Here is a 23,716-nt window from a genome sequence, read left to right on the forward strand (position 1 = left end):
ATGCGAAAGCCTGCAATCGGTCTCTCCCTGCTGCTTCTGGCGGGGCTTGTTGCGCCCTTGCCGGGCTCGGCGCGCTCGACCGACGCTCTGGACGAAGACCCGCCGCAGACGCCAGGGGGCGCCGGACCACCAGCCAGCCAGCCGATCTGGAGTGCGCCGGACGGGTCGGCGACCCTCGTCACGGCGCCCCCGGCGCCGGGTCGCGCCGAACCGGCGCGGGCGTCAAGCCCCAACCCGCTCTGGGCGGTGCCGCTCAATGCATTGTCGGCGACGCGCGAGCGGCCGATCTTTTCGGCATCCCGGCGTCCGCGGCCGGCGGCGGTGTCGCCGGTCGCTCAGCCCAAGGCGCTACCGCCGCGCCCGCGCGAGCCCGAGCGCCCCCAGTTGTCCCTCGTGGGAACGATTGCCAGCGGCAGCGAGGGCTTTGCGATCTTCGTCGACGCCGCCAAGGCCGCATTGCGGCTGAGAATCGGGGAGGAGTATCAGGGCTGGGCGCTGCGCGCGGTGGACGGAGGTGAGGCGACCCTCGAGAAGGATCAGCAGGCCGCGGTGCTCAGCCTGCCGCAGCCGGGCAAGGCGGGCGAGGTTCGCATGCTGCCGGCCAGCGACGTGAGATTGATCTCGGCGAGCCCGCCGGCTTCGCTGACACGACGGCGCGAGCATTAGCGCTGCATCGCGGACTGCGCACTATTGTCCCTTTGGTTCTAACGTTCGTACGAGCGCTCGCTGCAAAGTGATACGAACGTTGGAAACGGGACACTAGACCTGGACTGCTAATGTCACCAGCAGCCCGACCGCGAGAAAGGGCCCGAACGGGATCGCAAGCTGGCGCGTCATCGGTCGTCGGCCGGCCACTTGCAGAGCGCCGACGGAGATCAGCGCGATGACCGCTGCGACCAGAAGCAGCATGGGCAGCCCGGCGACACCGGTCCAGATGCCGGCGGCAGCCAGGAACTTGACGTCGCCGAGCCCAAGCCCCTGGACCTTCCGGAGTTTGAAATAGAGGCGGCGCAGAAGCCAGACGAGCAGGCCGATCACAGCTCCCTCGCAGAACGCTGCGAGACCGGCGAGCCAGCCGGCGGCCAGGACAACGTTGATGAGGCCGAGCAGGGCGATGGCGAGATTGAGCCAGTCCGGAATGATCCCCGCGCGCAGATCGATCCATGCCAGCATGCCGAGAAGCAGGCAGAGCAGGGCCGGGAAGATGGCGGCGGGCATCGGCAGGGTCCAGGACGGCGGAAGTGCGTGAAGACGACGCGTCAAGCGGGCGCACGCCTTGGTGCGGAGGATCTGATGCTCGTATCAGCATTGCAGCGAATTCGCCGTACGAGCGTCAGATCCGCCGCACCAGGGGCGTGCGCGGGGAGCGGGACCGGTTGGTCGATCAGCGATGATCGTCGCCGTGCGATGCGAGAACCACAGCGCCGCTCGCTTCGTCGAGGATCAGCTTGCGCGGCTCCTCGTCATCGCGATGATCGAAGTCGAACATGTTCTCGATCGTCCCCGCGATGGCGTCGAACGAGCCGCCCGGCTGGATGCGTTCGCCGTCGAGCCAGTTGTCCTCGATGAAGCGCAGCACGGAACTCTGGTCGGTCAACGTGTGATCGACGTGGTTGCGCCTGGCGAAGGGCGAGACCACCAGCAGCGGCATACGGGTGCCGTAGCCGCAGCGGCCCCAGGCCGGCTGGCCGAAGTTGCCGTTGAGGATCGGCGCCGGCGAGGGCTTGCCCTGCTGAAAGCCGTTGCTGGTGCTGCAGTTGCCCGGACCATTGAGCGTGTCCACCGCCGCACTGAACGATGAGTTCACGATCGGAGGCATCTGGTGATCATACCAGCCGTCGGAGTCGTCATACATGATGACGACAGCGGTATCGGCCCATTCGGGGCTCTTCTGCAGCGCATTGACGACGCGCACGATGAAGTGCTGCTCGTCGATCGGGTCGGAATAGCCGGCGTGACCGTCCTCGAAGGCGGAGGCCTTGAGGAAGCTCACCGCCGGCAGGTTGTTCGCCTTGATGGCGGCGAAGAAGTCGTTGATGTCGTACTGGTGGTTGGCCGGATCCGGCGTGTTGGTGTGGGGAATCAGGCTGTGACCGATGGCTGCCGTCGAACTCGGCCGGGCATGGGTCGGATTGCGGGTCGATTCGTAATACTGGAACCAGGCGTGGTGCGGGATGTAGTCCACCGAGGTGGAGGCGGGCGTGCCCGCCGCCGCGGGATTTGTCTGGCGCGCGCAGCCGGTGGTGCCGTTGGCATTGACGACGGTGAGATCGAAGCCGCCCATGAAGGCGCCCCAGGTGATGCCCTTGGTGTTGAGCAGGTCGCCGACGTTCCGGCCGGCCATGGTCACCTGGTCGATGTTCGGGTTGGAGCAGACATCCCCGATCGGATCGCCGTCGCCGATCTCGGTCATGTTGCTGGCGATCTTCGACGCGTCGCCGTAAGCCTCATGGCTGCCGTGCAGCAGGTTGCCCGCGCCGTCGACCACGTTCTTGGTGGCGGAGAAGCCGTTGGCCTGGCCCGAGATCAGATTGAGCGCGCCTGGCGTCGAGGGACCGAATTGGGTGGTGTAGTGATTGTCGTTGAGGGCGTAGTGCTGGGCATAGTTCCACAGCGCCGTGGTAGTGTTGCCGTCGTAATAGCCCATCACCAGCGCCTTGGTGCCGATTCCGGCAGGCGGCGGGCCCTGAACGCCGACGAAGGCCGGGAAGCCGTCCATGCGTCCGTTGTTGTAGGCGCTTTCCTCCGGGCTCGAAGCGTGGCCCTGATCGGCGGTCAGCGCCTGCGACGGCGACAGGCGGAACGGATTCGCGGCGCCCGCACCGTTGGTCGTGCTGTTGTTCGGCGCTGCGGGATTGTTGGGATTGGCGTTGGGATTGTTGTTGAGCAGGTCGATGCCCGCAAGCGGCCCAAAGCCGTTGTTGACGTCGAGCGGCGTGACGAGATTATTGATCGCGGGCGTGTTCTTCTTCGCCACGAAGGGCGTTTCGCCGGCAAGATTCTGGGCCTTGGGATAAGTGCCGAAATAATGATCGAACGAAACGTTTTCCTGAAAGATCACGACCAGATGCTTGATCGGCGTCCTGGTCCGGGCGAAGTGAAAATCGCTGTTCTCGCCGCGCCTGTGGTCGTTGTGTCCATGGTCGTCGGCGACCGCGGCCGCGCCCGCGACCATGATGGCCACAGCGGAGACGAGACCGAGGGCTGTTGGCAAACGCATGGATTGCCTCCTTGCTGATTTGTTGAAGGAATTATGAAGAGCAGTGGCGCTGCGGCGAAGTGAAGCGCAGCCCCGGATTGATTTCAGAGCTTGATCACAGTGAGACGAATGAAATGTGACATCTTGTTGCATGGAGATGATGGTGCCGTCATCGGTCCGTTTGCGGTTTGAGAGCCCGGTCACACGAAGCGTGGTCGGCATCGTCCTCGCGTTGCTGCTCGATGCCCGCGCGAGCTTCGCTCAACTGAACGGCCATGGCGGTCCGGTGCGGGCTCTGGCGGTCTCGGCAGACGGCATGAGCCTCGTCTCCGGCAGCTTCGATACCTCGGCCATTCGCTGGTCTCTGGCGACGGAATCCGCGGCGCAGGTGCTTCGTTTCCATGCCGATGCCGTCAATGCGGTGGCCTTCCTGAAGGACGGGCGCGTCGCCACCGCCGGCGCGGACGCGCGGATCGCGATCTGGACCGCTGGCCGGCAACAGCCGGATGCGGTGTTCGAGGGCCATACCGCGCCGATCGTTTCGCTGGTCGTCTCGCCCGACGGCCGCACGCTCGCTTCAGCAGCATGGGACCGGACGGTTCGGCTGTGGTCGCTGACGGGTGGTCCGGCGCGAGTGCTCGAAGGCCACACGCAGAATGTCAACGGCGTCGCATTTGCGCCGGACGGCAAGTCGCTGGTCAGCGTCGGCTATGATCGCGCCGCGCGAATCTGGCCACTGCCGCGAGGAGCGCCGCAGGTGGTCAACATGCCGTCGCCGCTCAATGCGGTGGCGATCGCCAGTGAAGGCGGGATCGTCATTGGCGGTGCCGATGGCAAGCTGCGGTTTCTGACCGGAAGCGGGGCCGCCGACGGCGAGGTGCAGGTCGGCATGGCGCCGGTGGTCGCCCTGGCGATCTCGCCGGACGGCGCCTCGATCGCCGGGGCCGTGGTGGGTGGTTCGGTGGCGATCGTCGATCGCAGGACCAGGACGGTGGTGCGGACGATGGTTGTTCCCGGACCGGTCTGGTCGGTGGCGTTTCTGCCCGACAGCGCGACATTGCTGACCGGCGGTGCCGACGGTGCGATCCGGCGATGGAATGCGATGACGGGCGATGCCATCGGCTCGTCGCTGCGCGGCACGGCGCAGGATCCGCTGGCGGCCTTCGGCGGCGATCGCGGCGCCGAGGTGTTCAGGGCCTGCGTCGCCTGTCACACCTTGAGCGACAAGGAAACCGCTCGCGCCGGGCCATCGCTTGCCGGACTGTTCGGCCGCAGGATCGCGACGCTGCCCGGCTATCGCTATTCGGAAGCGCTGCAGAAGATGGACATCGTTTGGACGCCGGAGACCGTCGCGAAACTGTTCGAGATCGGGCCGAGCGCCTATACTCCGGGGACGAAGATGCCGGAACAGCGCATCGGCTCGCCGGAGGATCGCAGGGCGCTGACGGACTTTCTGGCACGCGCAACGGCGATAGAATAGGCATTTATGCGCCCACAAGTTTAGCATCCAGCGCAAACTTGCGGCGGGACAGCCGTCGTTTTTGTGCCGAAATGTCAAGTTCGGATCACGATCCCGATCTACCCTTCTCGCATTGGTGGGTGATCCCCGCCAAGGATGACAAGGGACGGTCACTTTCATGGGCGAGGTCGGGAGCCGGACCGGGAGAGCATCGGGCGGATTCCGTGCGGTTCACCGCGGTGAAGTCCACGTTTTCGACAGCCTCAAGGCATTGCTGGCCTGCGCCTCGCCGCCGCGCTCAGGCGACGAACTGGCCGGTATCGCTGCCGACACCCAGACGAGGCGCGTCGCCGCGCGCATGGCGCTTGCCGACGTGCCGCTCCGCCGCTTGATCGAAGAGCCACTGATCCCCTACGAGGCCGACGAGGTCACCCGGCTGATCATCGATGGACACGACGCGGAAGCCTTCGCGCCGGTGGCGTCGCTGACCGTCGGCGAGTTTCGCGACTGGCTGCTGTCCTGGCAGGTCGATGGTCCCATGCTGGGCCGTCTCGCTCCGGGTCTGACCCCCGAGATGGTCGCAGCGGTTTCAAAGCTGTGCGGTAACGGCGATCTCGTCGCCATCGCCGCCAAATGTCGCGTTGTGACCTCCTTCCGCTCGACGATCGGATTGCCGGACCGGCTGTCGGCACGTCTTCAGCCCAACCATCCCACGGACGATCCGGTCGCCATCGCCGCGGCGACGCTCGATGGTCTCCTGTATGGCATGGGCGACGCCGTGATCGGCATCAATCCGGCGACCGACAATGTGGAAGCCTGCATTCGTCTGTTGACCATGCTCGACGAATTGAGGCTTCGCTTCGACGTTCCCACCCAGTCCTGTGTGCTCGCTCACGTCACGACTTCGATCCGCGCGATCGAAAAAGGGGCTCCGCTCGATCTCGTCTTCCAGTCGGTTGCCGGAACCGAGGCGGCCAATGCGGCCTTCGGCGTCAGCCTGTCGCTGCTCAAAGAGGCGCGTGAAGCGGCGCTGTCCCAGAAGCGCGGCACCGTCGGCTCGAACGTCATGTATTTCGAGACCGGCCAGGGGGCGGCGCTGTCGGCCGGCGCGCATCACGGTATCGACCAGCAGACGGTCGAAGCGCGGGCCTATGCTGTGGCGCGAGCCTTCTCGCCGCTTCTCGTCAATACCGTGGTCGGCTTCATCGGCCCGGAATATCTCTATGACGCCAAGCAGATCATTCGCGCCGGTCTGGAGGATCACTTCTGCGGCAAGCTCCTCGGCGTGCCGATGGGGTGCGACGTCTGCTACACCAACCACGCCGAGGCCGACCAGGACGACATGAGCGACCTGGCCGTGCTCCTCACGGTAGCCGGCGTCAACTTCCTCATCGCCGTGCCCGGTGCCGACGACATCATGCTCAACTATCAGAGCCTGTCGCACCATGACGTGCTGCGGATGCGCCATCTGCTCGGCCGGCGGCCAGCGCCCGAGTTCGAGGAATGGCTCGGCCGCATGGGGCTGCTCGACGATGCCGGCCGCGTGCTCCCGCTCGAGTCCGGATCGCGCGCGGTCACGCGGCTCCTCGGAGGGGGCGTGGCGATATGAGCGGATCGGCCGACGCCTTCGAGATGCTTCGTCGGCTCACTCATGCCCGCGTCGGCCTTGGCCGTGCCGGCGACGCTCTTCCGACCCGCGTTCTGTTCGACTTCCAGATGGCCCATGCCCGCGCCCGGGACGCCGTGCACGGCCGCGTCGACTTCACGGCCGTCGCCGGGGATCTCGCCGGGCGCGACGTCATCCATGTGGCGAGCGCGGCTCCCGATCGGCCGACCTATCTGCGTCGTCCCGATCTCGGCCGGCGTCTCGCGCAGGGGGAAGCGGCGAAACTGCCGGAAGGGCCGTTCGATCTCGTCTTCGTCGTCGCCGACGGCCTGTCCTCCGTCGCGGTCGAGGCCCATGCGGCGGCGACGCTGGTCGCAGCGGAAGCTCGCCTCGGGGGGCTGGCGATCGGTCCGATCGTGCTCGCCTCGCAGGCTCGCGTCGCGCTCGGCGATCAGGTCGGCGCCGCCATGGGCGCCCGCCTCGTCGTCGTTCTTATCGGCGAGCGGCCGGGTCTGTCGGCGGCGGATTCGCTCGGCATCTATCTCACCTTCGCGCCGACGACCGATACCCGCGACAGCGCCCGCAACTGCATTTCAAACATTCACGACAACGGCCTCTCTCATGAGAGGGCGGCCGACAAGCTCGCCTGGCTGGCGCGCGAGGCGCTGCGGCTCGGCCTGACGGGAGTCGCCCTGAAGGAGGCGGCGCCCGGAGAGACGCTGACCGCGCGAGGGGCACCATCGATCCTCGGCAAGGAACTTTGATCTCGTGAGCAACAGGGGACATCCATGACAGACGAAGCCAAACCTACTCTCTCGAAGAGCCTGAGCGGCCTGCATCTCTGGGGCATCGCCGTCGGTCTCGTCATCGCCGGCGAGTATTTCGGCTGGAGCTATGGTTGGGACAAGGCCGGCACGCTCGGCTTTCTCGTCACCACGGTCTTCATCGCCGTGATGTACACCAGCTTCATCTTCTCCTTCACCGAACTGACCACCGCCATTCCCCATGCCGGCGGTCCCTTCGCCTACGCCTATCGCGCATTCGGCCCGTTCGGCGGCTTCGTCGCCGGCTTCGCCACGCTGATCGAATTCGTCTTCGCGCCGCCGGCGGTCGCGCTCGCGATCGGCGCTTATCTTAACGTCCAGTTCCCGGCTCTCGATCCGAAAACGGCCGCGGTCGGCGCCTATGTGGTGTTCATGGCTCTCAATATCGCCGGCGTGACGATCGCCGCGACTTTCGAACTCTTCGTCACCGTGCTCGCCATCATCGAGCTCTTCGTCTTCATGGGCGTCGTGACGCCGGGCTTCTCCTTCGCCAACTTTACTGCGAACGGCTGGGCAGGGCAGGACACCTTTTCGCTGGCGAGCCTGGGAGGCATCGTCGCGGCCATTCCCTTCGCGATCTGGTTTTTCCTCGCCATCGAAGGCGCCGCCATGGCGGCGGAAGAGACCAGGAATCCGACGAGGACAGTGCCGGTCGCGTATATCGGGGGCATTCTGACCCTCGTCTTGCTCGCGTTCGGCACCATGATCATGGCCGGCGGCGTCGGTGACTGGTCGAAGCTCTCTAACATCAACGATCCGCTGCCGCAGGCGATGAAGATGGTGGTCGGCGAGAATTCCAGCTGGCTGCACATGCTGGTGTGGATCGGCCTGTTCGGCCTGATCGCTTCGTTCCACGGCCTCATCATGGGCTATTCGCGCCAGATCTTCGCGCTCTCCCGTGCCGGTTTCCTGCCGGCGAAGCTGGCGGCACTGCATCCGACCTGCAAGACCCCGCACTGGGCGATTCTCGCCGGTGGCGCGGTCGGCATCGCCGCGATCTATTCCGATGAACTCATCCAGTTCGCCGGCGCCACGCTCACCGCCAACATCGTGACCATGAGCGTGTTCGGCGCTCTCGTGATGTACATCACGAGCATGGCGGCTCTATTCAGGCTGCGCGCGAGCGAACCGACCCTGGTTCGTCCCTTTAGCGCGCCGCTCTACCCGGTGCTGCCGGCGATCGCGCTCGTCACGGCCGCGATCTCGCTCCTGACCATGATCTGGTACAATCTCCAGGTGTTTGGTGTCTTCGTCGTCCTGTTCGGCGGCGGGCTTCTCCTGTACCGTCTGACGAGTGGCGCCCGCGCGAGCGGCACCGCCGATGGTCTGCTCGACATTGCCGTCGTGGAAGCCCGCGCCATGGTTGATTAGAAGAGAGGCCGGTGGGGCTTCTCGGTCCCCACCGGCACGCAGTTTGCATGCCTTCTCCATCTGCGGCTCGAAAGGACTCTCTAGAATCGAAGCCGATGGAGGCCGGTCATATCGCTTCGAAGCGCAACCGAAATCTCTTCCAAGGGCGGACGCCGCCGCAACATCCTGGCGGCGGCCGCGAACGGTCTCGGCGACTTCATCGCGCAGACCGGCGGACAACCGGAAGTGGTCTTTGAACGTATCGGTGTTGACCCGGCCTGCCTCGGCGATAAGCGCACCGCGCTCGACCTCGCCGACTATGTCGCGATGATGGAAGAGGCGGCACGGGCGACGCGGCACGACAATTTCGGCCTGTGGTTCGGGCAGCGCTACCGCCCGGAGATGCTCGGTCTGATCGGCGAGATCGCGCTTGCCGCTCCCACCCTCGGCTCCGCCATCGAGCATCTGGCCCAGTGGTTTCCCTGGCATCAGCAGGCGACCGAGACGCGGCTGGCGCGGCGGGGCGAATTTCTTCGTCTCGAATACCGCATTCTCGACGGCTCGATCGTCGACCGGCGACAGGATGCCGAACTGACGATGGGGATGTTCGCCAACGTGTTCCGCGCCTGCCTGGGGCCGCACTGGGCGCCCGAGGCGGTGCTGTTCGAGCATGCGCGCCCGGCGGCCTGGCGTGAGCATGAGACGGCGTTCGATGCGGAAGCGCGGTGGTCGCAGGGCACCAACGCCCTCGTGTTCCGCGATCGCGGACTCAGCCGGCCGATGCCGACGGGCGACCTGTCGCGGCTGCAGTCGCTGACCTCGGATCTCGCTGCCGTGGCGGGATCGTGCGGCGCTCCGAGTTTCGTCGATCGTTTGCGCGGCGAAATCCGACGGCGTCTCGCCACCGGCGAGGTGGGCATCGACGAGGTTGCCGAGACCCTCGCCATCCCGTCGTGGACACTGCAGCGCCGCCTCGCCGGACACGGCGCGACCTTTTCCGATCTCATCGAGCAGACGCGGCGTGAACTCGCGCGCCATTACATGGCGCAGGTTCACCTGCCCCTCGGCGATGTCGCTTTCCTGCTGGGCTATTCCGAGCCATCGGCCTTCTCGCGCGCCTTTACGCGCTGGTACGGCACCAGTCCCCGTGCGTGGCGCCGCGCGACGGCCGATTGATCAGCGCTTGTCGCGCTGCTCGCGCTCGCGCAGATAATCGTCGGTGGTGCGGGGGGCCGGGCGCTCCGGCACGCCGACGAAGGGATCGAAATGCTGCTCGCTCATGGTGATGACGCGGCAGTCGGCGCACATCCTGATCGCCTCAGTGCGGCGGTCGCCGGCGGGATACATCCAGTGGCGACCCTCGAGCTTGGCGGCGATGCGATCGATGGTGCTCTTCACCCCGAAGGCCTGGCCGCAGCGGATGCACAACGCGGGCTCTTCCTCCTTGATCACGCGGGGGCGGGCAGTGGCGGCGCGAAAATCGATCTGCGGCGTCAGTGTGATCACCTTTTCCGGGCAGGTATTCTTGCAGAGCCCGCACTGGACGCAGGCATCCTCGGCGAATTTGAGCGCTGGCCGTTCCGGATCGTCGGACAAGGCGCCGGTGGGACAGGCCGAGACGCAGGACAGGCACAGCGTGCAGCCGTCGACATCGACTTGGACGGTGCCGAGCGGCGCGCCCTCGGGTAGCGCAATGACGTCGACGGGCGAGGGCGCCACCCGATGCAGTTCACCCAGGGCGAAACGCAGCAGGTCGCTGCGCTTGCCGACGGTGCGAAAGGTGGCGGGCGGCGTCACCGCGGGGCCGGGTTCGATCGCGCGCAGCGCATCGAGCAGCGCGTCGGGGTCGTCGGTTTCGATGGTGGCGACGCGTCGCCCGGCGATGCCGAGGCCGCCGAGAATGGCCTCGGCCATGCTGATCGTTTGGGCAAGGCCGGCCGGATCGTGCTTCGGCTTGGCGCGGAGCAGAAAGCGCAGTGCCGTGGCGCCGTGGGCGAAGCAGGCAGCGATGGCCTCGAGGCCGACCTGCGTGACCTCGTTGACCGCGAGCGGCAGCGCATTGGCGGGCAGGCCTTCGCCATGACGCGCCAATGCGTCGATCAAGGCAGCGCAGTGGTCGCCATCATGCAGCAGCACGACAGCGTTGGTGCCGCCGGCCTGCTGATAGGCCAGCAGCATGGCGCGCAGCTTGTGCATCAGTTTGTCGGCTGGCGGCATGGCGTAGGTTGCGGCGCCGGTCGGGCAGGCGGCGGCGCATTGACCGCAGCCGGCGCAGATCTCGGCATCGATCCTGACGTGGTCGCCGTCGGGCGTGATGGCGCCGGTGGGGCACAGGTCGAGGCAGCGGCGGCAGCCCGTGCGCCTGGAGCGCGAATGGGCGCACAGCTCCGCGGTGAAATTGATGTAGCGCGGCTTGTCGAAGCTGCCGACGAGGCCGCGCGCCTTGAGCACGGCGCGCAGCACGGCCGCCGGGTCCTTCGGATCCGCGCGCAGATAGCCGTCGCGTAACTCGTGGGCCGGGAACAGCGGTGTGTCGCCGCAGAGATCCAGCACCAGGTCGCAGCGCGAGGTCGCGCCATGACGCGGCGCCTCGAAAACGAGCTGATCGCGCGACGAGGGGCGTGGCGCGGCATAGTCGTCGATGGTCAGCTCGAAAGCGCCGAGATGGCCGCCGGCAGCGCGCACCGTTCCCTTGACCACGGGAAAGAGGTTGGTGCGCAGCGGCTCGATCTCGCCCGGCTTGCTGATCATGACGGTGACGTCGAGCTCATCGGCCAGCAGTCTGCCGGCTTCGATGGCGCTTTCGTCCCGGCCATAGACCAGGATCACGCCCTCGCTCGACAGGCTGACGAGCGGATAGTCCGGCGCCCGCTCGCCGGCCGCGGCGAACAGCGCCGCCATCTTCGCACCGGCGTCGGCGCCTTCGCTCGACCAGCCGGCGGTCTCCCGCACATTGACGAACTCGATGCCGTCGCGGCGCTCGCCCGCCAGCTCCGAGAACAGCGGCGCTTCCTGGGTGCAGCCGACGATCAGCCGGCCCTCGCTCGCCGCGGCGGCGCGGAAGTGATCGATCTCGCTGCGGCAGAGCTGACAGAAGGTGGCGACGGGGCTGCCGCCGCATCCGCGCTGAACGGCCGCGACGTCGAGCGGCATCGTGTCTTCGCACGAGCAGACCAGGATCTTGTCGGGCGAACGCGCCATGCTTTACATCCAGCTTCCAAGACGTTCCTGAGCCGCCAGCTGCGCCCCAACAATGCCCGCTCGACAAGGGAAGCAGGCTGCCTGCCGAAGGCTGCTACGAACCTTGCGCCCTGATCGGGGGCGCGGCGCGCAGGACTCGCGCCAGCGATCCGGCTCGTATACTTACTATTATCAAACCAATCAAACAGGAAGCCGGAGCGCCAGGTGTCCGCCACCATGCGCATTCACTCAGCCTCGGAGCATCTCGATCTGCCTCCCCCGTTCACGCTGGTGAGGTTGCGCGAGGGCGGCGACGCCTTTGATCACGCCGTCGCGATCGCGGCGGAGAGCGGCGCCGGCACCCTGGTCTATGTCGGCCGGTTCGATCTCGCCGAGTTTGCGGTGGTGCTCGAGCCCGACGAGCCGCTGCGCACCGCCCGCCGGGCGTTCTATGCCGGCATGGTGGCGCTTACCGATGCCCTGCGCGCCTACGCGCCGCCGAAAAAGCCGGTGACCATCGACTGGCCTGATGCGATCCGCATCGATGGCGGCCTGGTCGGCGGCGGCCGGCTCGGCTGGCCCTCAACGGCGGACGAGAGCAAGCCGCCGCCCTGGCTGGTGTTCGGTGGTATGATCCGGACGGTGTCGGTGAGCGGCGAGGAGCCGGGCGTCCATCCGCTGGCTTCGGCGCTCGACGAGGAGGGGTTCGGCGAGGCCGGGGCGGTCCAGGTCACCGAAAGCTTCGCGCGCCATCTGATGCTGGTGATCGACCGCTGGCAAATCGAGGGCTTCGCCCCGTTGGCACAGGATTACCTGTCGCGGCTTCGACGCGAGCACGGGATCAGCCGCCGGATCGACGACAATGGCGACCTGCTCAAGCGCAGGATGGGGGGGGACGGCGTCGAACGCGCGGACCTGCGGGACGCCTTGCGCACGCCGTCATGGTTTGACCCGGCTAGTGGAGGACCACGCCTGTGAAACTGTTGCGCACCATCGCGCTCGACCCGTCGGACACCTTCGTCTTCGACCCGGCCGCGGAGCCCGGCGAATGGGCGGTATCCGGCGCCTTCCGGTTCTGGGACAGCGATCCTGCGACCCTCGAGACCAAGGCGCGCTCGGCTTTCCGCAGCGGATTTCTCGGCGTGCAGTCGTGGGGCTGGTCGACACTGGTGCAGATCGTCGAGGCGACGGAAGAGGACCGCGAAGAGGTGATCGACCTGCTGGCGCATCAGCTCGTCGCGCGCATGGGCGCCCCGGACCTTGCGGCGGCGTGCGCCGCTGCCGAGGAGGAGGTGGCGTTCGCCCAGTCGCTGTGCGAATACCCGCCCGACACCCTGATTGCCGTGCATCGCACCGCAACCGACGGCGAGATCAGAGAGGCCTTTCGCACCCTGCAGCGGCGCGGAGAGCCCTGCCACAGCCGGGCCTTTTCCTTTGTCGAGGTCGATGACGGGCAGGAGCCGGTGCCGGGCGAGGGCGTCGATCTGAAAGGTCTTGCAACGGAGCGCGACCGGCGATGAAGGATTTCTGGATCTCCTGCGGCCATCACCTCCTCGACCGCGATGCCGAGGGCTGGCTCGTCGTCACCGACGAGTTCCTCAAGGCCTATTTCGTTCGCCCCGAACTGATGCCGCCGTCCGAGGCCTGCGACGCCGAGCGCATGTTGCACCGCGTTCTGCTCGCCGATCCGCGACGGCCGGTGAGCGCGGCCGAGGTGGCCGCCATGGCCGATGCCGACGCGCGCGAGAACTGGCGGTTCGTTCTGGCTTTCCGCGACCTGCTGCTTTCCCATTCCAGCCTCGAAGCGGCCTATCTGGCGCTGGTCCGCTCGGCGGCGATCCGGTTGCCGCCGCTGTTCGTCAACCAACTCGTCCACGTCATCCTGCGCAATGCCCTCGACGGCTGCGACGATCCCTTCGTGCTGCGCGCCGCCGAGTTGTTCTTCCGGCCGCAGCGGGTGATGCTGCACGAGCAGGCGCTGGTGGTGGGCGACGAGGAGACGATCGGCGGTCTCGGACCGGCGCCGGTTTCGCCCCTGATCTCCATGCTCGGCGTGCCGGCCGAGGCCGAGATCGACGTGCTGACCGACGACGATGCCGAGAGCTACTGGGAGCGTAGCGATCTGTTCGATACCGGCCTCGATCTCACCGGCGGCGGCCGCGGCCAGGCCGCGCTGGCGCAGGCAATGACGCGCTGGATCTTTCATCTGCTCGGCGCCGAGGTCGGCGTCGCACCGCTGATCGAATTGCGAGATGCCCGCCTGACCTGGTATGTCGGGCTCGATGCCGACGCGACGCGGATCGGCGACCGGCTCTGGCACGGCGAGATCCTCGACGAGCGCAGCGCCGGCCGGGTGCTCGGCCTGTTTCGCCTCGACTTCGCTGCCGCCGCGCCGGTTTTGGATGCGGTCGACGGCGAGCCGGTGTATCTCATCCTGGCCATGAGCGACGACAAGGTGGTGCGGATGAAGCCGCAGAACCTCCTCACTGGACTGCCGCTCAAGCAGCTGGAGACCGCGCTTTGAGCCCCGCCGCCGTGCCCCTGACCCGCATTCTCGTCGGCGTCGTCGTCGAGCGCCGCAAGGCGCAATCGCCCTGGATCGATTTCGTCTGGCGTGCCGTCGGCGTGCTGCCGGACGAGCCCGACATGGTGCCGTGGACGGTGCTGCGCCAAGAGGTGGATGTGACGCTGTTCTATGCCGGCAGCGCGACGATCGAACTCTATCGCTCCGAGACCGAGCGCTACCGCGAGAACCTCGCCTCCGGCGCGCCGAGCATCTGGGTGGTGCTGGGTCCCAGCGAGGGCGAATGGCCTCATTCGGTGTCGGCCGCCACCGCGGATCCGGCGGAGGGCGAGGCCTACACCGAAGCCGCCGACAATCTGGTCGAGGCAGTGCCGATGCCGGACGTGCTGCGCGACGCACTGGACGCCTTCATTGCCGAATACCATGTGGAACGGGAGGGCTTCGTCAAACGCAAGCGGCGCCGCGCCGATCCCGAAGCGCTGGCGCGGCGCGGAGATCGGGAATGAGCGAGGAGGATTTCCTCGGCCGCTGGTCGCGTCGCAAGCACGAGGCGCGGCGAGAGGGAACCCCGGCCGGAACTCCGCCGCCGGATCCGGCGGAGGTTGCTCGGTCCGATGTTCCTGCTGACGACCAGGTCGCAGTCGGCGAAACGCCACCCGACGGCGGGGTGGATCTGTCGTCGCTGCCGCCGCTCGATTCCATCACCGCTGTCACCGATGTCACTGCCTTCCTGCGTGAAGGCGTGCCCCTCGAGCTCAGTCGTGCGGCACTTCGTCGCGCCTGGAGCGCCGATCCGGCGATCAGGGACTTTGTCGGGCTCGCCGAGAATGCGTGGGATTTCAATGATCCCAACGCGATGCCGGGCTTCGGTCCGCTTGATTGCAGTGACGATGAGCTGCGCGAATTGGTTGCAAAGGTGATCGGCGACACGCAGCGCGGGGCTGAGGATCTGGTCTCCCACGCCTCCGGGCAGGAGGATGGAAGTCATTCTGAGCATTTGGAAATTTCCTCCGGAGCTGAGGTGCCATCCGATCCGGCAGCGAATATCGCTGCGGCGCAGGGCGAGGCTGCCGGCGCGACGTCCGGGCAGCTGGCGCCTGATGCTGCGGCGCAATCAGGTGGCGCGGGCGATGCAAAAGCTGAGGCGGTTCGCGTCACGCGCCGCGATCACGGCGGCGCATTGCCCAGCTAGCTGCGACGAAAGGCTATAGCCTCAGGCTATAGGAATCATTGACGGTTCCCTTCGCGTTGGACTAAGTTTCATACCATCAGAAAAGATGAAGCGCCCCGACGCTTTATTGGGACGTAAAGTGCGCGATCCGGGCCTCAGTCAAGCAATCGAAGCCGCAGGCGGCGTAGCCCAGCTTGCTCGCAAACTGGGCATTGCCCAGCCATCCGTTTCGAACTGGAACCGGGTACCCGCCGAGCGGGTGGTCGCCGTCGAAGCCATCACCGGTGTGTCGCGCCTGAAGCTTCGCCCCGACCTCTACGGCGAGCGAGCCATGGTTGAAGACATTGATCCGGTCGATCACGGACGCGCCCAGGAATACGCGCTGCTCGCCACGCTGCTGTCAGGGGCACCGACGAAGTCTTTGCTCGCTCAGCTCGGCCAATTGCGCGGCGACGAGACGACGCTCGGCCGCGCTCATGCGGTGCTCGCCGCTGCCGCTGGCGGCACCGACGCAATGAGCGTCGAGCGCGAATATTTCGCGCTCTTCGTCGGCCTCGGCCGCGGCGAGCTCCTGCCCTACGCATCCTATTATCTGACCGGCTTTCTCAACGAACGTCCGCTGTCGCGTCTGCGCGAGGATCTGTTCGCGCTCGGTATCGAGCGCGCGGAGGCGAATTGCGAGCCGGAGGACCACGCCGCGATCCTCTGCGAGATCATGGCCGGGCTCGCTGGCGGTCGCTTTCCGGCGCCGCCGGCGGCTCAGCGCCAGATCTTCGAAAAGCACATTGCGCCGTGGATGGGCCGCCTGTTCGCCGACATCGAGCGGGCGGCTGGTGCGCGGTTCTATCGATCTGTCGGCCTGCTCGGCCGGCAGTTTCTGGACGTCGAGGCCGAAGCCTTTACGCTCGCCAACTGATCGGCTGGGCTCGGCAAGGGAGGAACGCGATGAAGAATGAGAAGAAGACCGCTGTCGCTCGCCGCGACCTCCTTCGCCAATTCGGTATCGGCGCGCTCGGCGCCGGCGCGAGCCTCGCCACCCCGCTGATCGCTCCGGCGCATGCCGACAGCGAGACCAGCGACGAAAAGCGCAAGCCCCGCTATCAGGAAACCGAGCACGTCAAGAAGTACTACCGCGTTAACCGTTATCCGGGCTGAAGGGGGCGACCGTGCTGATCAAGAGAACGCAACGCCAGCGCTCGGACGCCGCCCGCGGCGGAGCCATCGCCAGCACCCTCGCCGAGCAGGCCTCGGGTCTCGACCGGCGAACCTTCCTGCGCCGCTCCGGCATCGCCGGCGGCGGCCTCGCCGCGCTGAGCACGCTGCCGCTCGGCGGCGTCCGCAAGGCGGAGGCGGCGGCCGCGGGGCCGCTCACCTCCGGCGCCACCGTGCGCAAGTCGATCTGCACCCATTGCTCGGTCGGCTGCACCGTCACCGCCGAAGTGCTGAATGGCGTCTGGATCGGTCAGGAGCCGAGCTGGGATTCGCCGATCAACCGCGGCTCGCACTGCGCCAAGGGCGCCTCGGTGCGCGAACTGGTGCACAGCGACCGGCGCCTGCGCTACCCGATGAAGCTCGTCAACGGCCAGTGGACGCGGGTCACCTGGGACGCCGCCATCAACGAGATCGGCGACAAGATCCAGCAGGTCCGCGACAAGTCGGGAGCCGATTCCGTCTACTGGCTCGGCTCGGCCAAGATGACCAACGAGGGCGCCTACCTGTTCCGCAAGCTCGGCGCGTTCTGGGGCACCAACAACACCGACCATCAGGCCCGTATCTGTCATTCGACGACCGTCACCGGCGTAGCCAACACCTGGGGCTACGGCGCGATGACCAACTCCATCAACGATATCCGCAACTCCAAGACCCTGCTGTTCATCGGCAGCAACGCTGCCGAGGCGCATCCGGTCGGCATGCAGCACATGCTCGAATCCAAGGAGCTCAACCGGGCCAACTTCATCGTCTTCGATCCACGCATGACCCGCACCGCGGCGCATGCCACCGATTACGTCCGCCTGCGCCCCGGCACCGACATTCCGGTGCTCTACGGCATCATGTGGCATATCCTCAAGAACGGCTGGGAAGACAAGGAATTCATCCGCCAGCGCGTCTACGGCTTCGATGATCTGCGCAAGGAAGTCGAGAAGTGGACGCCGGACGAGGTGGAGCGGGTCAGCGGCGTGCCCGGCGCGCAGCTCGAGCGCGTCGCCAAATTGTTTGCCACCGTCAAGCCGGCGACGGTCATCTGGTGCATGGGGCAGACCCAGCACACGGTCGGTACCGCCAATGTCCGCGCCAGCTGCATCCTGCTGCTGATGACCGGCAATATCGGCCGCTCCGGCGCCGGCGCCAACATCCTGCGCGGTCACGACAATGTCCAGGGCGCCACCGACGTCGGCCTCGATGTCGTGACGCTGCCGTTCTATTACGGCCTCGCCGAAGGCGCCTGGAAGCATTGGTCGCGAGTCTGGGAAGTCGACTACAACGATCTGCTGTCGCGCTTCGACGACAAGAAGCAGATGGAGACCCCAGGAATCCCGCTGACGCGCTGGTTCGACGCGACGCTGCTGCCGAAGGCCGACGTTGCCCAGAAGGACAACGTCAAGGTGATGTTCGTCCAGGGCCACGCCAGCAACTCCATCACGCGCATCCCTGAATCGCTGAAGGGCCTCAAGGCGCTCGAGCTGCTGGTCGTCGCCGACCCGCATCCGACCACTTGGGCGTCGCTGGCGGTCGAAGCCGGCCGTAAGGACGGCGTCTACATCCTGCCGGTCGCGACCCAGTTCGAGTCCAAGGGCTCGCGCGTCGCCACCAACCGCTCGATGCAGTGGGGCGAGCAGATCGTCAAGCCGGTGTTCGAATCCAAGGATGACCTCGAGGTCATCTATCTGATGGCCAAAAAGTTCGGTTTCGCCGATCGGATGTTCAAGAACATCAAGGTCGAGAACAATCTTCCCGAGGCCGAGGATGTGCTGCGGGAAATGAACCGCGGCAGCTGGTCGACCGGCTATTGCGGCCAGTCGCCGGAACGCCTCAAGGCGCACATGCGCAACCAGCACAAGTTCGACCTGGTCACCATGCGCGCGCCGAAGGACGACCCGGAGATCGGCGGCGACTACTACGGCCTGCCGTGGCCGTGCTGGGGCTCGCCCGAGGTCCGGCATCCCGGCTCGCCGTTGCTCTACAACAACAATCTCGCGGTGATGGACGGCGGCGGCACCTTCCGTCCGCGTTTCGGCATCGAGCGCGAGGAGAAGCTGCCGGACGGCACCAGCCGCAAGGTCAGCCTGCTCGCCGACGGCTCCTATTCCAAGGATTCCGAGATCAAGGACGGCTACCCGGAATTCACCCTGGCGAGCCTGAAGAAGCTCGGCTGGGACAAGGATTTGACCGAGGCGGAAATGGCGGCGATCAACAAGGTCAATCCCGCCAATCCCGACGCGGTGTCGTGGGCGCTCGACCTGTCCGGCGGCATCCAGCGCGTCGCCCTGATGCATGGCTGCGTGCCCTACGGCAACGGCAAGGCGCGCATGAACGCCTTCGGCCTGCCGGATCCGATTCCGGTCCATCGCGAGCCGATCTACACGCCGCGGGTCGATCTCGTGTCGAAATACCCGACGCTGCCCGACGCCAAGCAGTTCCGCCTGCCCAATATCGGCTTCTCGGTGCAGAAGGCCGCGGTGGAAAAGGGCATCGCCAAGCAGTTCCCGCTGATCCTGTCGTCGGGGCGCCTCGTCGAATACGAGGGCGGCGGCGAAGAGACGAGGACCAATCCCTGGCTCGCCGAACTGCAGCAGGACATGTTCATCGAGATCAGTCCGGCCGACGCTGCGGAGCGTGGCATCAAGGACGGCGGCTGGGTCTGGGTCACTGGTGCGGAGAACGGCTCCAGGGCCAGGATGAAGGCGCTGGTCACCGAACGCGTGGGGCGCGGCGTCGCCTGGATGCCGTTTCACTTCGGCGGCTGGTTCGCGGGCAAGGATCTGCGCGACAATTATCCCAAGGGCACCGATCCCATCGTGCTCGGCGAGAGCGCCAACACCATCACCAGCTACGGTTACGATCCGGCCACGGGCATGCAGGAGCCCAAGGTCACCCTCTGTCAGATCGTCGCGGCATAAGGAGCATCCATCATGGCTCGGATGAAATTTCTCTGCGACGCCGACCGTTGTATCGAATGCAATGCCTGCGTCACGGCGTGCAAGAACGAGCACGAGGTGCCGTGGGGCATCAATCGTCGCCGCGTCGTCACCCTCAATGACGGCAAGCCCGGCGAGCGTTCGATCTCCATGGCCTGCATGCATTGCACCGACGCGCCCTGCGCGGCGGTTTGCCCGGTGAACTGCTTCTACACCACCGCCGACGCCGTGGTGCTGCACTCCAAGGACCTGTGCATCGGCTGCGGCTACTGCTTCTACGCCTGTCCGTTCGGCGCCCCGCAATATCCCAAGGTCGGCAATTTCGGCTCGCGCGGCAAGATGGACAAATGCACCTTCTGCGCGGGCGGTCCCGAGGCCGACGGTAGCAAGGCGGAGTATGAGAAATACGGCGCCAACCGACTCGCCGAAGGCAAGCTGCCGCTGTGCGCCGAGATGTGCTCGACCAAGTCGCTGCTCGCCGGCGATAGCGAGATCATCGCCCAGATCTACAAGGAGCGCGTGACGCGGCGCGGCTACGGTTCGGGCGCCTGGGGCTGGAAGACGGCCTATCGCGAGACGATCGCGTCGTGATCGCGCGGTCGGGATCGGCGCGTCAAGCATCGAGGAGGAGCCTCATGACGGGTTTTGGGAAATACGTCCGCTATGCGGTCGGCCTATGGGCGCTCGTGCTGATGATCGCGCTGTCCTCACCATCGGTCGCGCAGCAGGCGCCGATCAATCCGACCGCCAGCTCGGTCAAGGAGCAGCAGCTGCTGCAGGAGCTCGATCGTATCCAGGGTCGCGTCACCATCCCCGATCAGCGCTCGCGGGTGCTGGAGCAGCCGGCCGGCCGCGACTGGCGCGAGTTCCGGACGGTGACGCTGCGATGGACCGGCGCCCTTGCCATCCTCGGCATGTTCGTCGTCCTGGTGATCTTCTATCTGATCCGCGGCAGGATCCGCATCGAGGCCGGCCTCTCGGGTATCAAGATCGTTCGCTTCAACGGCTTCGAACGCTTCGTGCACTGGATGACCGCCACCTGCTTCCTGGTGCTGGCGGTCTCCGGGTTGAACGTGACCTTCGGCCGGCCGCTGCTGCTGCCGCTGATCGGTTTCGAGGCGTTCTCGGAATGGTCGCAATGGGCGAAATACGCCCACAACTATCTCAGCTTTCCTTTCACCATCGGGGTGGTGCTGATCTTCCTGATGTGGATCGCCGGCAACATTCCCGTCAAGGCCGACATCGATTGGCTCAAGAAGGGCGGTGGCCTGTTTGGTCATGAACATCCGCCGGCGCCGCGCTTCAATGCCGGCCAGAAGGGCATCTACTGGATCGTGGTGCTGGGCGGCGGCCTCGCCGCGGCGTCCGGTTATCAGCTGATGTTCCCGTTCTACATCACCGGAATCGAGGGCATGCAGCTTGCCCAGATCGTCCACGCGGTGGTCGCGGTGCTGTTCATCGCGGTGATGCTGGCGCACATCTATATCGGCTCGATCGGCATGGAAGGCGCGTTCGAGGCGATGGGCTCCGGCGAGGTCGATCTCAGCTGGGCGCGCGAGCATCACAAGCTGTGGCTCGACGAGGAGCAGGCCCGCCAGGCGTCCGCCGGCAAGTCCGGCTCGCCGCCGCCGATGGCGGCGCCCGCCGAATAAGGAATGCGTGAAGAACTGGACGGCGGCGGGCCGCGCGCTTCGCGAAGGCCGCCGGGGCGTGATGGGGTGATCAAGATGAAAGCGTTTCTCCTGGCCTGCCTGTGTGCGATCGCCCTTGCGGTTGTCGCGGCGGGCGTGCTCAACGGCGTACAGAAGCCGGCGGCGCAGGCATTCGCCACCACCGGCGTGCGTCTGTAGGACGAGTGGGCGAGATCGAAGGCCGGCTGGCGGCGTTGGATCTCTCGCTGCCGCAAACCCTTCGTCATAATACCCTCCGGCGTCGTCAGGCGACGTCGCGCCCGCCATGTTGCCCATCAACGACTGCGCGGTGTCCATTATCGCCGAGACGGTTTCGCCGTAGCTCTTCAGGTACGCCTCCAATCGGCCGAGTTGGTCTGCGTCTCGCCGGGCTCGCCCGTGTTCATCCGGCCGGCGGTTCTTTGGCACCGCCGTCGTCCAAGCCTGTCCTCGTCTTGGAACCTTTTGGCGTTCCGGGCGGCCTTGTGAGCGTCGAGTCCACTTTGGGATCGGCATGAGGTGATGACCGCGAGGTCGGGGCAGCGCCGTGGCGGCTCGTGACAGCGTCGCCCGGTCAGCCTTGCTTTTGCTCGAAGCTGACGGCGATGTCGCCGTTGGCGGACAGCCGGACTTTGCCGTCCTCGATGTCCGCGATCAGTCCGGCGTCGATGAAGTGATGATGACCTTCATGGCGTCCTTGGCCGCTGCTGGCCTTGGTCAGCTTGATGCGGCGGCCCTCGACCCGGTCGACGGTGCCGACATGGACGCCGTCGGCGCCGATCACTTCCATATGTTCCTTGATGTCTTTGATATTCACCATGGCACGGTCCTCGCAATGCTCGGGGACTGATCCAATGCAGGCGATCGACAGCGGTTCATGGGCGAGGCAGGCCAGCCAGGGCTGGTCTACTCCGGCAGCCATCATCGCATGACACTTCAGTTTCCGGTCCGCGCCTCATTGTTCGGCCACAGGCCGGGAGTCGCCAGCTCAACGAGGTGCTGGTCCGGATCACGAAAATAGATGCTGTGCGCGCCTCGCAGCCAGTGGACGCGGCTTTCGATCATGATTCCCTGGCTCGCGATGTGCTGTTCCCAGGCTTGCAGGGCTTCGGCGGCGATGGCAAAGGCCAGATGCAGCGGGCCCTCACCATCATGGCCCGGGATTCGGCCGCCCGCCAGCTGCGCTCCTTCGCGCGAGGCGCCACGCCTGAATACCAGCAGGACGCCGCCGCGACCGGCGTCATAGGCGCTCATGCGCTCGTCCTCGTACATTGCCGCGAGACCGAGTTGCTGGCCATAAAATCGACGCGCCCGTGCAAGGTCGTCGACATAGATCGCCGTCTCCAGCACGCCATTGAGATCGGGCATTCGCGTGATCCTTCAATCGTGACCAGTTTGTGCCCGCCGGCGGGCCGGGCGCAAGCCTGAACCCGACTTGCGCGTGGCCCCTCAGCGCGAGGCGGCGCTGCCCGAGGTCGCCCGTCTGTTGGACGCGGCGCTTGGCCGGGCGCTGCAGCGCACTTGAAATCATCATAGTTTGATATGTATTAACCATCGCGGCTGCCATTTCGGGTGTCCGCCGGACCTTGACGGACATCAAGGCGGGAACTCGCAGCGCCGGCCATCTTTCCACCATGGCATTTTACCGTTTTCAACTCCGTGACCCCATCGAACCCATCGACGGGCCCGGCCACGATGGCGCGGCTGTTGCCGACGACCTCGAGGCGACGGTGTTCGCCGCCGGCGTCATTCAACGCATGCTGCTGGAGCGGCCGCATTTGCCGCGGCACTGGGTCCTCGCCATCACCTGCGAGGGGCGCGAGGTGGGAGCGCTGACCCTTGAAGCGGGATGCCGCTTCGTTTTGCACTGGAACGGGATCCCGATGGAGATCGGCTACGAGGACGACGTGGTCCTCGGGCCGGGAGCAGCGCGGCCGCGGCTCTGAGCCGGTCTCCGATGCTCCAGCATTGCAGCATTCCTGCAAACAGGTAACACACTATCGGCAGGGATGCCGACGGCGGTCCTGGCCGCGATAGGCGGCCGCATTCATCGCGCAATCAAGGCTGAGCGGGCCGTCATAGGTGGCGATGGTTCCCGGCAGGGGCCCCGGGCCGTAATTGTGCAAAAAATTCATCCCGATGGTCCGCTGCACCCAGCCGATACCGTGGCGGCCAATCACGTAGCGATGATGATGGTGGCTGACGTGAACCCGAAGAGTCCGGGCGGCGGCCGTGGGACTGAGATCGGCGGCGTTGGCCGGCGGTGCAGTCCCAACCAGGATGATGCTCAGCAGAGCAATGGCTGGTCGTGGCATGGGACCTCCCGATCCAGTGGGCATCGAGAGGAACGTTCCAAGGGGAACAAAGGTTCCGGCCGGCTGCTAGTGTGGCGTCTCGCAATTGCCTATGCCCTTCGCGGCAAGCCCCTGTAGGCAATTGCGAGACATAAGCCGCACTAGCTTTTTGATTTTGCTAGTGTCCTGATGTCTCCGAATTACCGTGCGAGGGTGAGGCAAATGAAGCGGTAATTCGGAGACAGGACACTAGCGATCAATAGCCGATCAGCGCCAGCGCCACCCAGGCTGCCATGCTGACCG

At 66.1% G+C, this 23,716-nt stretch carries 24 protein-coding genes; 18 read left to right on the top strand and 6 right to left on the bottom strand.

All coding sequences use genetic code 11. From position 1 onward, the window contains the following. Positions 1 to 666 carry a hypothetical protein gene (locus DB459_RS15760; RefSeq protein WP_253706189.1) on the top strand — a complete coding sequence of 222 codons (666 nt, stop codon included), beginning with the start codon at positions 1 to 3 and terminating at the stop codon, positions 664 to 666. Positions 667 to 759: 93 nt separating this feature from the next. Here the strand turns inward: DB459_RS15760 and DB459_RS15765 are convergent, their stop codons facing one another. After that, positions 760 to 1,218, bottom strand: coding sequence for an A24 family peptidase (locus DB459_RS15765; protein ID WP_253706190.1), 459 nt, complete (start codon positions 1,216 to 1,218; stop codon positions 760 to 762). 166 nt (positions 1,219 to 1,384) lie between these two features. Then, a complete protein-coding gene (locus DB459_RS15770) occupies positions 1,385 to 3,220 on the bottom strand; it encodes a phospholipase C (protein ID WP_253706191.1) in 1,836 nt (611 codons plus the stop codon). A 190-nt stretch (positions 3,221 to 3,410) separates the two neighbouring features. Here DB459_RS15770 and DB459_RS15775 point away from each other — a divergent pair, with 190 nt between their 5' ends. The 5 genes from DB459_RS15775 (at position 3,411) to DB459_RS15795 (ending at position 9,614) form a co-directional block, all read left to right on the top strand. Beyond that, on the top strand, positions 3,411 to 4,679 hold the full coding sequence (locus DB459_RS15775; protein WP_371926990.1) for a c-type cytochrome: 1,269 nt from the start codon (positions 3,411 to 3,413) through the stop codon (positions 4,677 to 4,679). Between the two features lie 157 nt (positions 4,680 to 4,836). After that, positions 4,837 to 6,267, top strand: a complete 1,431-nt coding sequence (locus DB459_RS15780) for an ethanolamine ammonia-lyase subunit EutB (RefSeq protein WP_253706193.1) — start codon at positions 4,837 to 4,839, stop codon at positions 6,265 to 6,267. Next, on the top strand, positions 6,264 to 7,028 hold the full coding sequence (eutC, locus tag DB459_RS15785; protein WP_253706194.1) for an ethanolamine ammonia-lyase subunit EutC: 765 nt from the start codon (positions 6,264 to 6,266) through the stop codon (positions 7,026 to 7,028). Before DB459_RS15780 ends, eutC begins: the two co-directional genes overlap by 4 nt. Before the next feature lie 24 nt (positions 7,029 to 7,052). Then, on the top strand, positions 7,053 to 8,459 hold the full coding sequence (eat, locus tag DB459_RS15790) for an ethanolamine permease (protein ID WP_253706195.1): 1,407 nt from the start codon (positions 7,053 to 7,055) through the stop codon (positions 8,457 to 8,459). Between the two features lie 165 nt (positions 8,460 to 8,624). Beyond that, entirely contained in the window at positions 8,625 to 9,614 is a 990-nt protein-coding gene (locus tag DB459_RS15795; protein ID WP_256519398.1) for an AraC family transcriptional regulator, read from the top strand. On the opposite strand, the gene DB459_RS15800 is transcribed toward DB459_RS15795, so the two are convergent. After that, positions 9,615 to 11,591, bottom strand: a complete 1,977-nt coding sequence (locus DB459_RS15800; protein WP_253713595.1) for a 4Fe-4S binding protein — start codon at positions 11,589 to 11,591, stop codon at positions 9,615 to 9,617. Positions 11,592 to 11,855: 264 nt separating this feature from the next. Between DB459_RS15800 and DB459_RS15805 the strand changes: the two genes are divergently transcribed. The 11 genes from DB459_RS15805 to DB459_RS15855 all read left to right on the top strand — a co-directional run bounded on the left by DB459_RS15805 (position 11,856) and on the right by DB459_RS15855 (position 21,299). Further along, a complete protein-coding gene (locus tag DB459_RS15805; RefSeq protein WP_253713596.1) occupies positions 11,856 to 12,596 on the top strand; it encodes a biotin/lipoate--protein ligase family protein in 741 nt (246 codons plus the stop codon). Continuing rightward, entirely contained in the window at positions 12,593 to 13,138 is a 546-nt protein-coding gene (locus tag DB459_RS15810) for a DUF6505 family protein (protein WP_253706197.1), read from the top strand. The genes DB459_RS15805 and DB459_RS15810 overlap by 4 nt, the downstream gene beginning before the upstream one ends. Continuing rightward, a complete protein-coding gene (locus tag DB459_RS15815; protein WP_253706198.1) occupies positions 13,135 to 14,142 on the top strand; it encodes a DUF6352 family protein in 1,008 nt (335 codons plus the stop codon). Before DB459_RS15810 ends, DB459_RS15815 begins: the two co-directional genes overlap by 4 nt. Continuing rightward, positions 14,139 to 14,648 carry a DUF3305 domain-containing protein gene (locus DB459_RS15820; RefSeq protein WP_253706199.1) on the top strand — a complete coding sequence of 170 codons (510 nt, stop codon included), beginning with the start codon at positions 14,139 to 14,141 and terminating at the stop codon, positions 14,646 to 14,648. The genes DB459_RS15815 and DB459_RS15820 overlap by 4 nt, the downstream gene beginning before the upstream one ends. After that, the gene (locus DB459_RS15825; protein WP_253706200.1) at positions 14,645 to 15,334 is read left to right on the top strand and encodes a DUF3306 domain-containing protein; all 690 of its coding nucleotides are present in this window, start codon (positions 14,645 to 14,647) and stop codon (positions 15,332 to 15,334) included. The genes DB459_RS15820 and DB459_RS15825 overlap by 4 nt, the downstream gene beginning before the upstream one ends. A 118-nt stretch (positions 15,335 to 15,452) precedes the next feature. Further along, positions 15,453 to 16,229 carry a Cro/CI family transcriptional regulator gene (locus DB459_RS15830; protein ID WP_253706201.1) on the top strand — a complete coding sequence of 259 codons (777 nt, stop codon included), beginning with the start codon at positions 15,453 to 15,455 and terminating at the stop codon, positions 16,227 to 16,229. A 29-nt stretch (positions 16,230 to 16,258) separates the two neighbouring features. Continuing rightward, on the top strand, positions 16,259 to 16,468 hold the full coding sequence (locus DB459_RS15835) for a formate dehydrogenase (RefSeq protein WP_253706202.1): 210 nt from the start codon (positions 16,259 to 16,261) through the stop codon (positions 16,466 to 16,468). Positions 16,469 to 16,479: 11 nt separating this feature from the next. Then, entirely contained in the window at positions 16,480 to 19,431 is a 2,952-nt protein-coding gene (locus DB459_RS15840) for a formate dehydrogenase subunit alpha (protein WP_253706203.1), read from the top strand. 12 nt (positions 19,432 to 19,443) lie between these two features. Continuing rightward, positions 19,444 to 20,040 (top strand): formate dehydrogenase FDH3 subunit beta, encoded by a 597-nt coding sequence (fdh3B, locus tag DB459_RS15845; RefSeq protein ID WP_253706204.1) that lies wholly within the window; start codon positions 19,444 to 19,446, stop codon positions 20,038 to 20,040. A 44-nt stretch (positions 20,041 to 20,084) separates the two neighbouring features. Next, complete coding sequence (locus DB459_RS15850; protein ID WP_253706205.1) at positions 20,085 to 21,101, top strand: formate dehydrogenase subunit gamma; 1,017 nt, start codon at positions 20,085 to 20,087, stop codon at positions 21,099 to 21,101. Positions 21,102 to 21,104: 3 nt separating this feature from the next. Next, a complete protein-coding gene (locus DB459_RS15855) occupies positions 21,105 to 21,299 on the top strand; it encodes a hypothetical protein (RefSeq protein ID WP_253706206.1) in 195 nt (64 codons plus the stop codon). A 394-nt stretch (positions 21,300 to 21,693) separates the two neighbouring features. On the opposite strand, the gene DB459_RS15860 is transcribed toward DB459_RS15855, so the two are convergent. Then, the gene (locus DB459_RS15860) at positions 21,694 to 21,939 is read right to left on the bottom strand and encodes a DUF2171 domain-containing protein (protein ID WP_253713597.1); all 246 of its coding nucleotides are present in this window, start codon (positions 21,937 to 21,939) and stop codon (positions 21,694 to 21,696) included. Positions 21,940 to 22,055: 116 nt separating this feature from the next. Beyond that, on the bottom strand, positions 22,056 to 22,487 hold the full coding sequence (locus DB459_RS15865) for a VOC family protein (RefSeq protein ID WP_253706207.1): 432 nt from the start codon (positions 22,485 to 22,487) through the stop codon (positions 22,056 to 22,058). A gap of 218 nt (positions 22,488 to 22,705) precedes the next feature. Here DB459_RS15865 and DB459_RS15870 point away from each other — a divergent pair, with 218 nt between their 5' ends. Then, the gene (locus tag DB459_RS15870) at positions 22,706 to 23,065 is read left to right on the top strand and encodes a hypothetical protein (protein WP_253706208.1); all 360 of its coding nucleotides are present in this window, start codon (positions 22,706 to 22,708) and stop codon (positions 23,063 to 23,065) included. Positions 23,066 to 23,116: 51 nt separating this feature from the next. Here DB459_RS15870 and DB459_RS15875 read toward each other — a convergent pair whose 3' ends face one another. Beyond that, positions 23,117 to 23,434, bottom strand: coding sequence for a hypothetical protein (locus DB459_RS15875; RefSeq protein ID WP_253706209.1), 318 nt, complete (start codon positions 23,432 to 23,434; stop codon positions 23,117 to 23,119). Between the last annotated feature and the right edge of the window lie 282 nt (positions 23,435 to 23,716).

This window comes from Bradyrhizobium sp. WD16 (assembly GCF_024181725.1).
Taxonomy (GTDB): domain Bacteria; phylum Pseudomonadota; class Alphaproteobacteria; order Rhizobiales; family Xanthobacteraceae; genus Bradyrhizobium_A.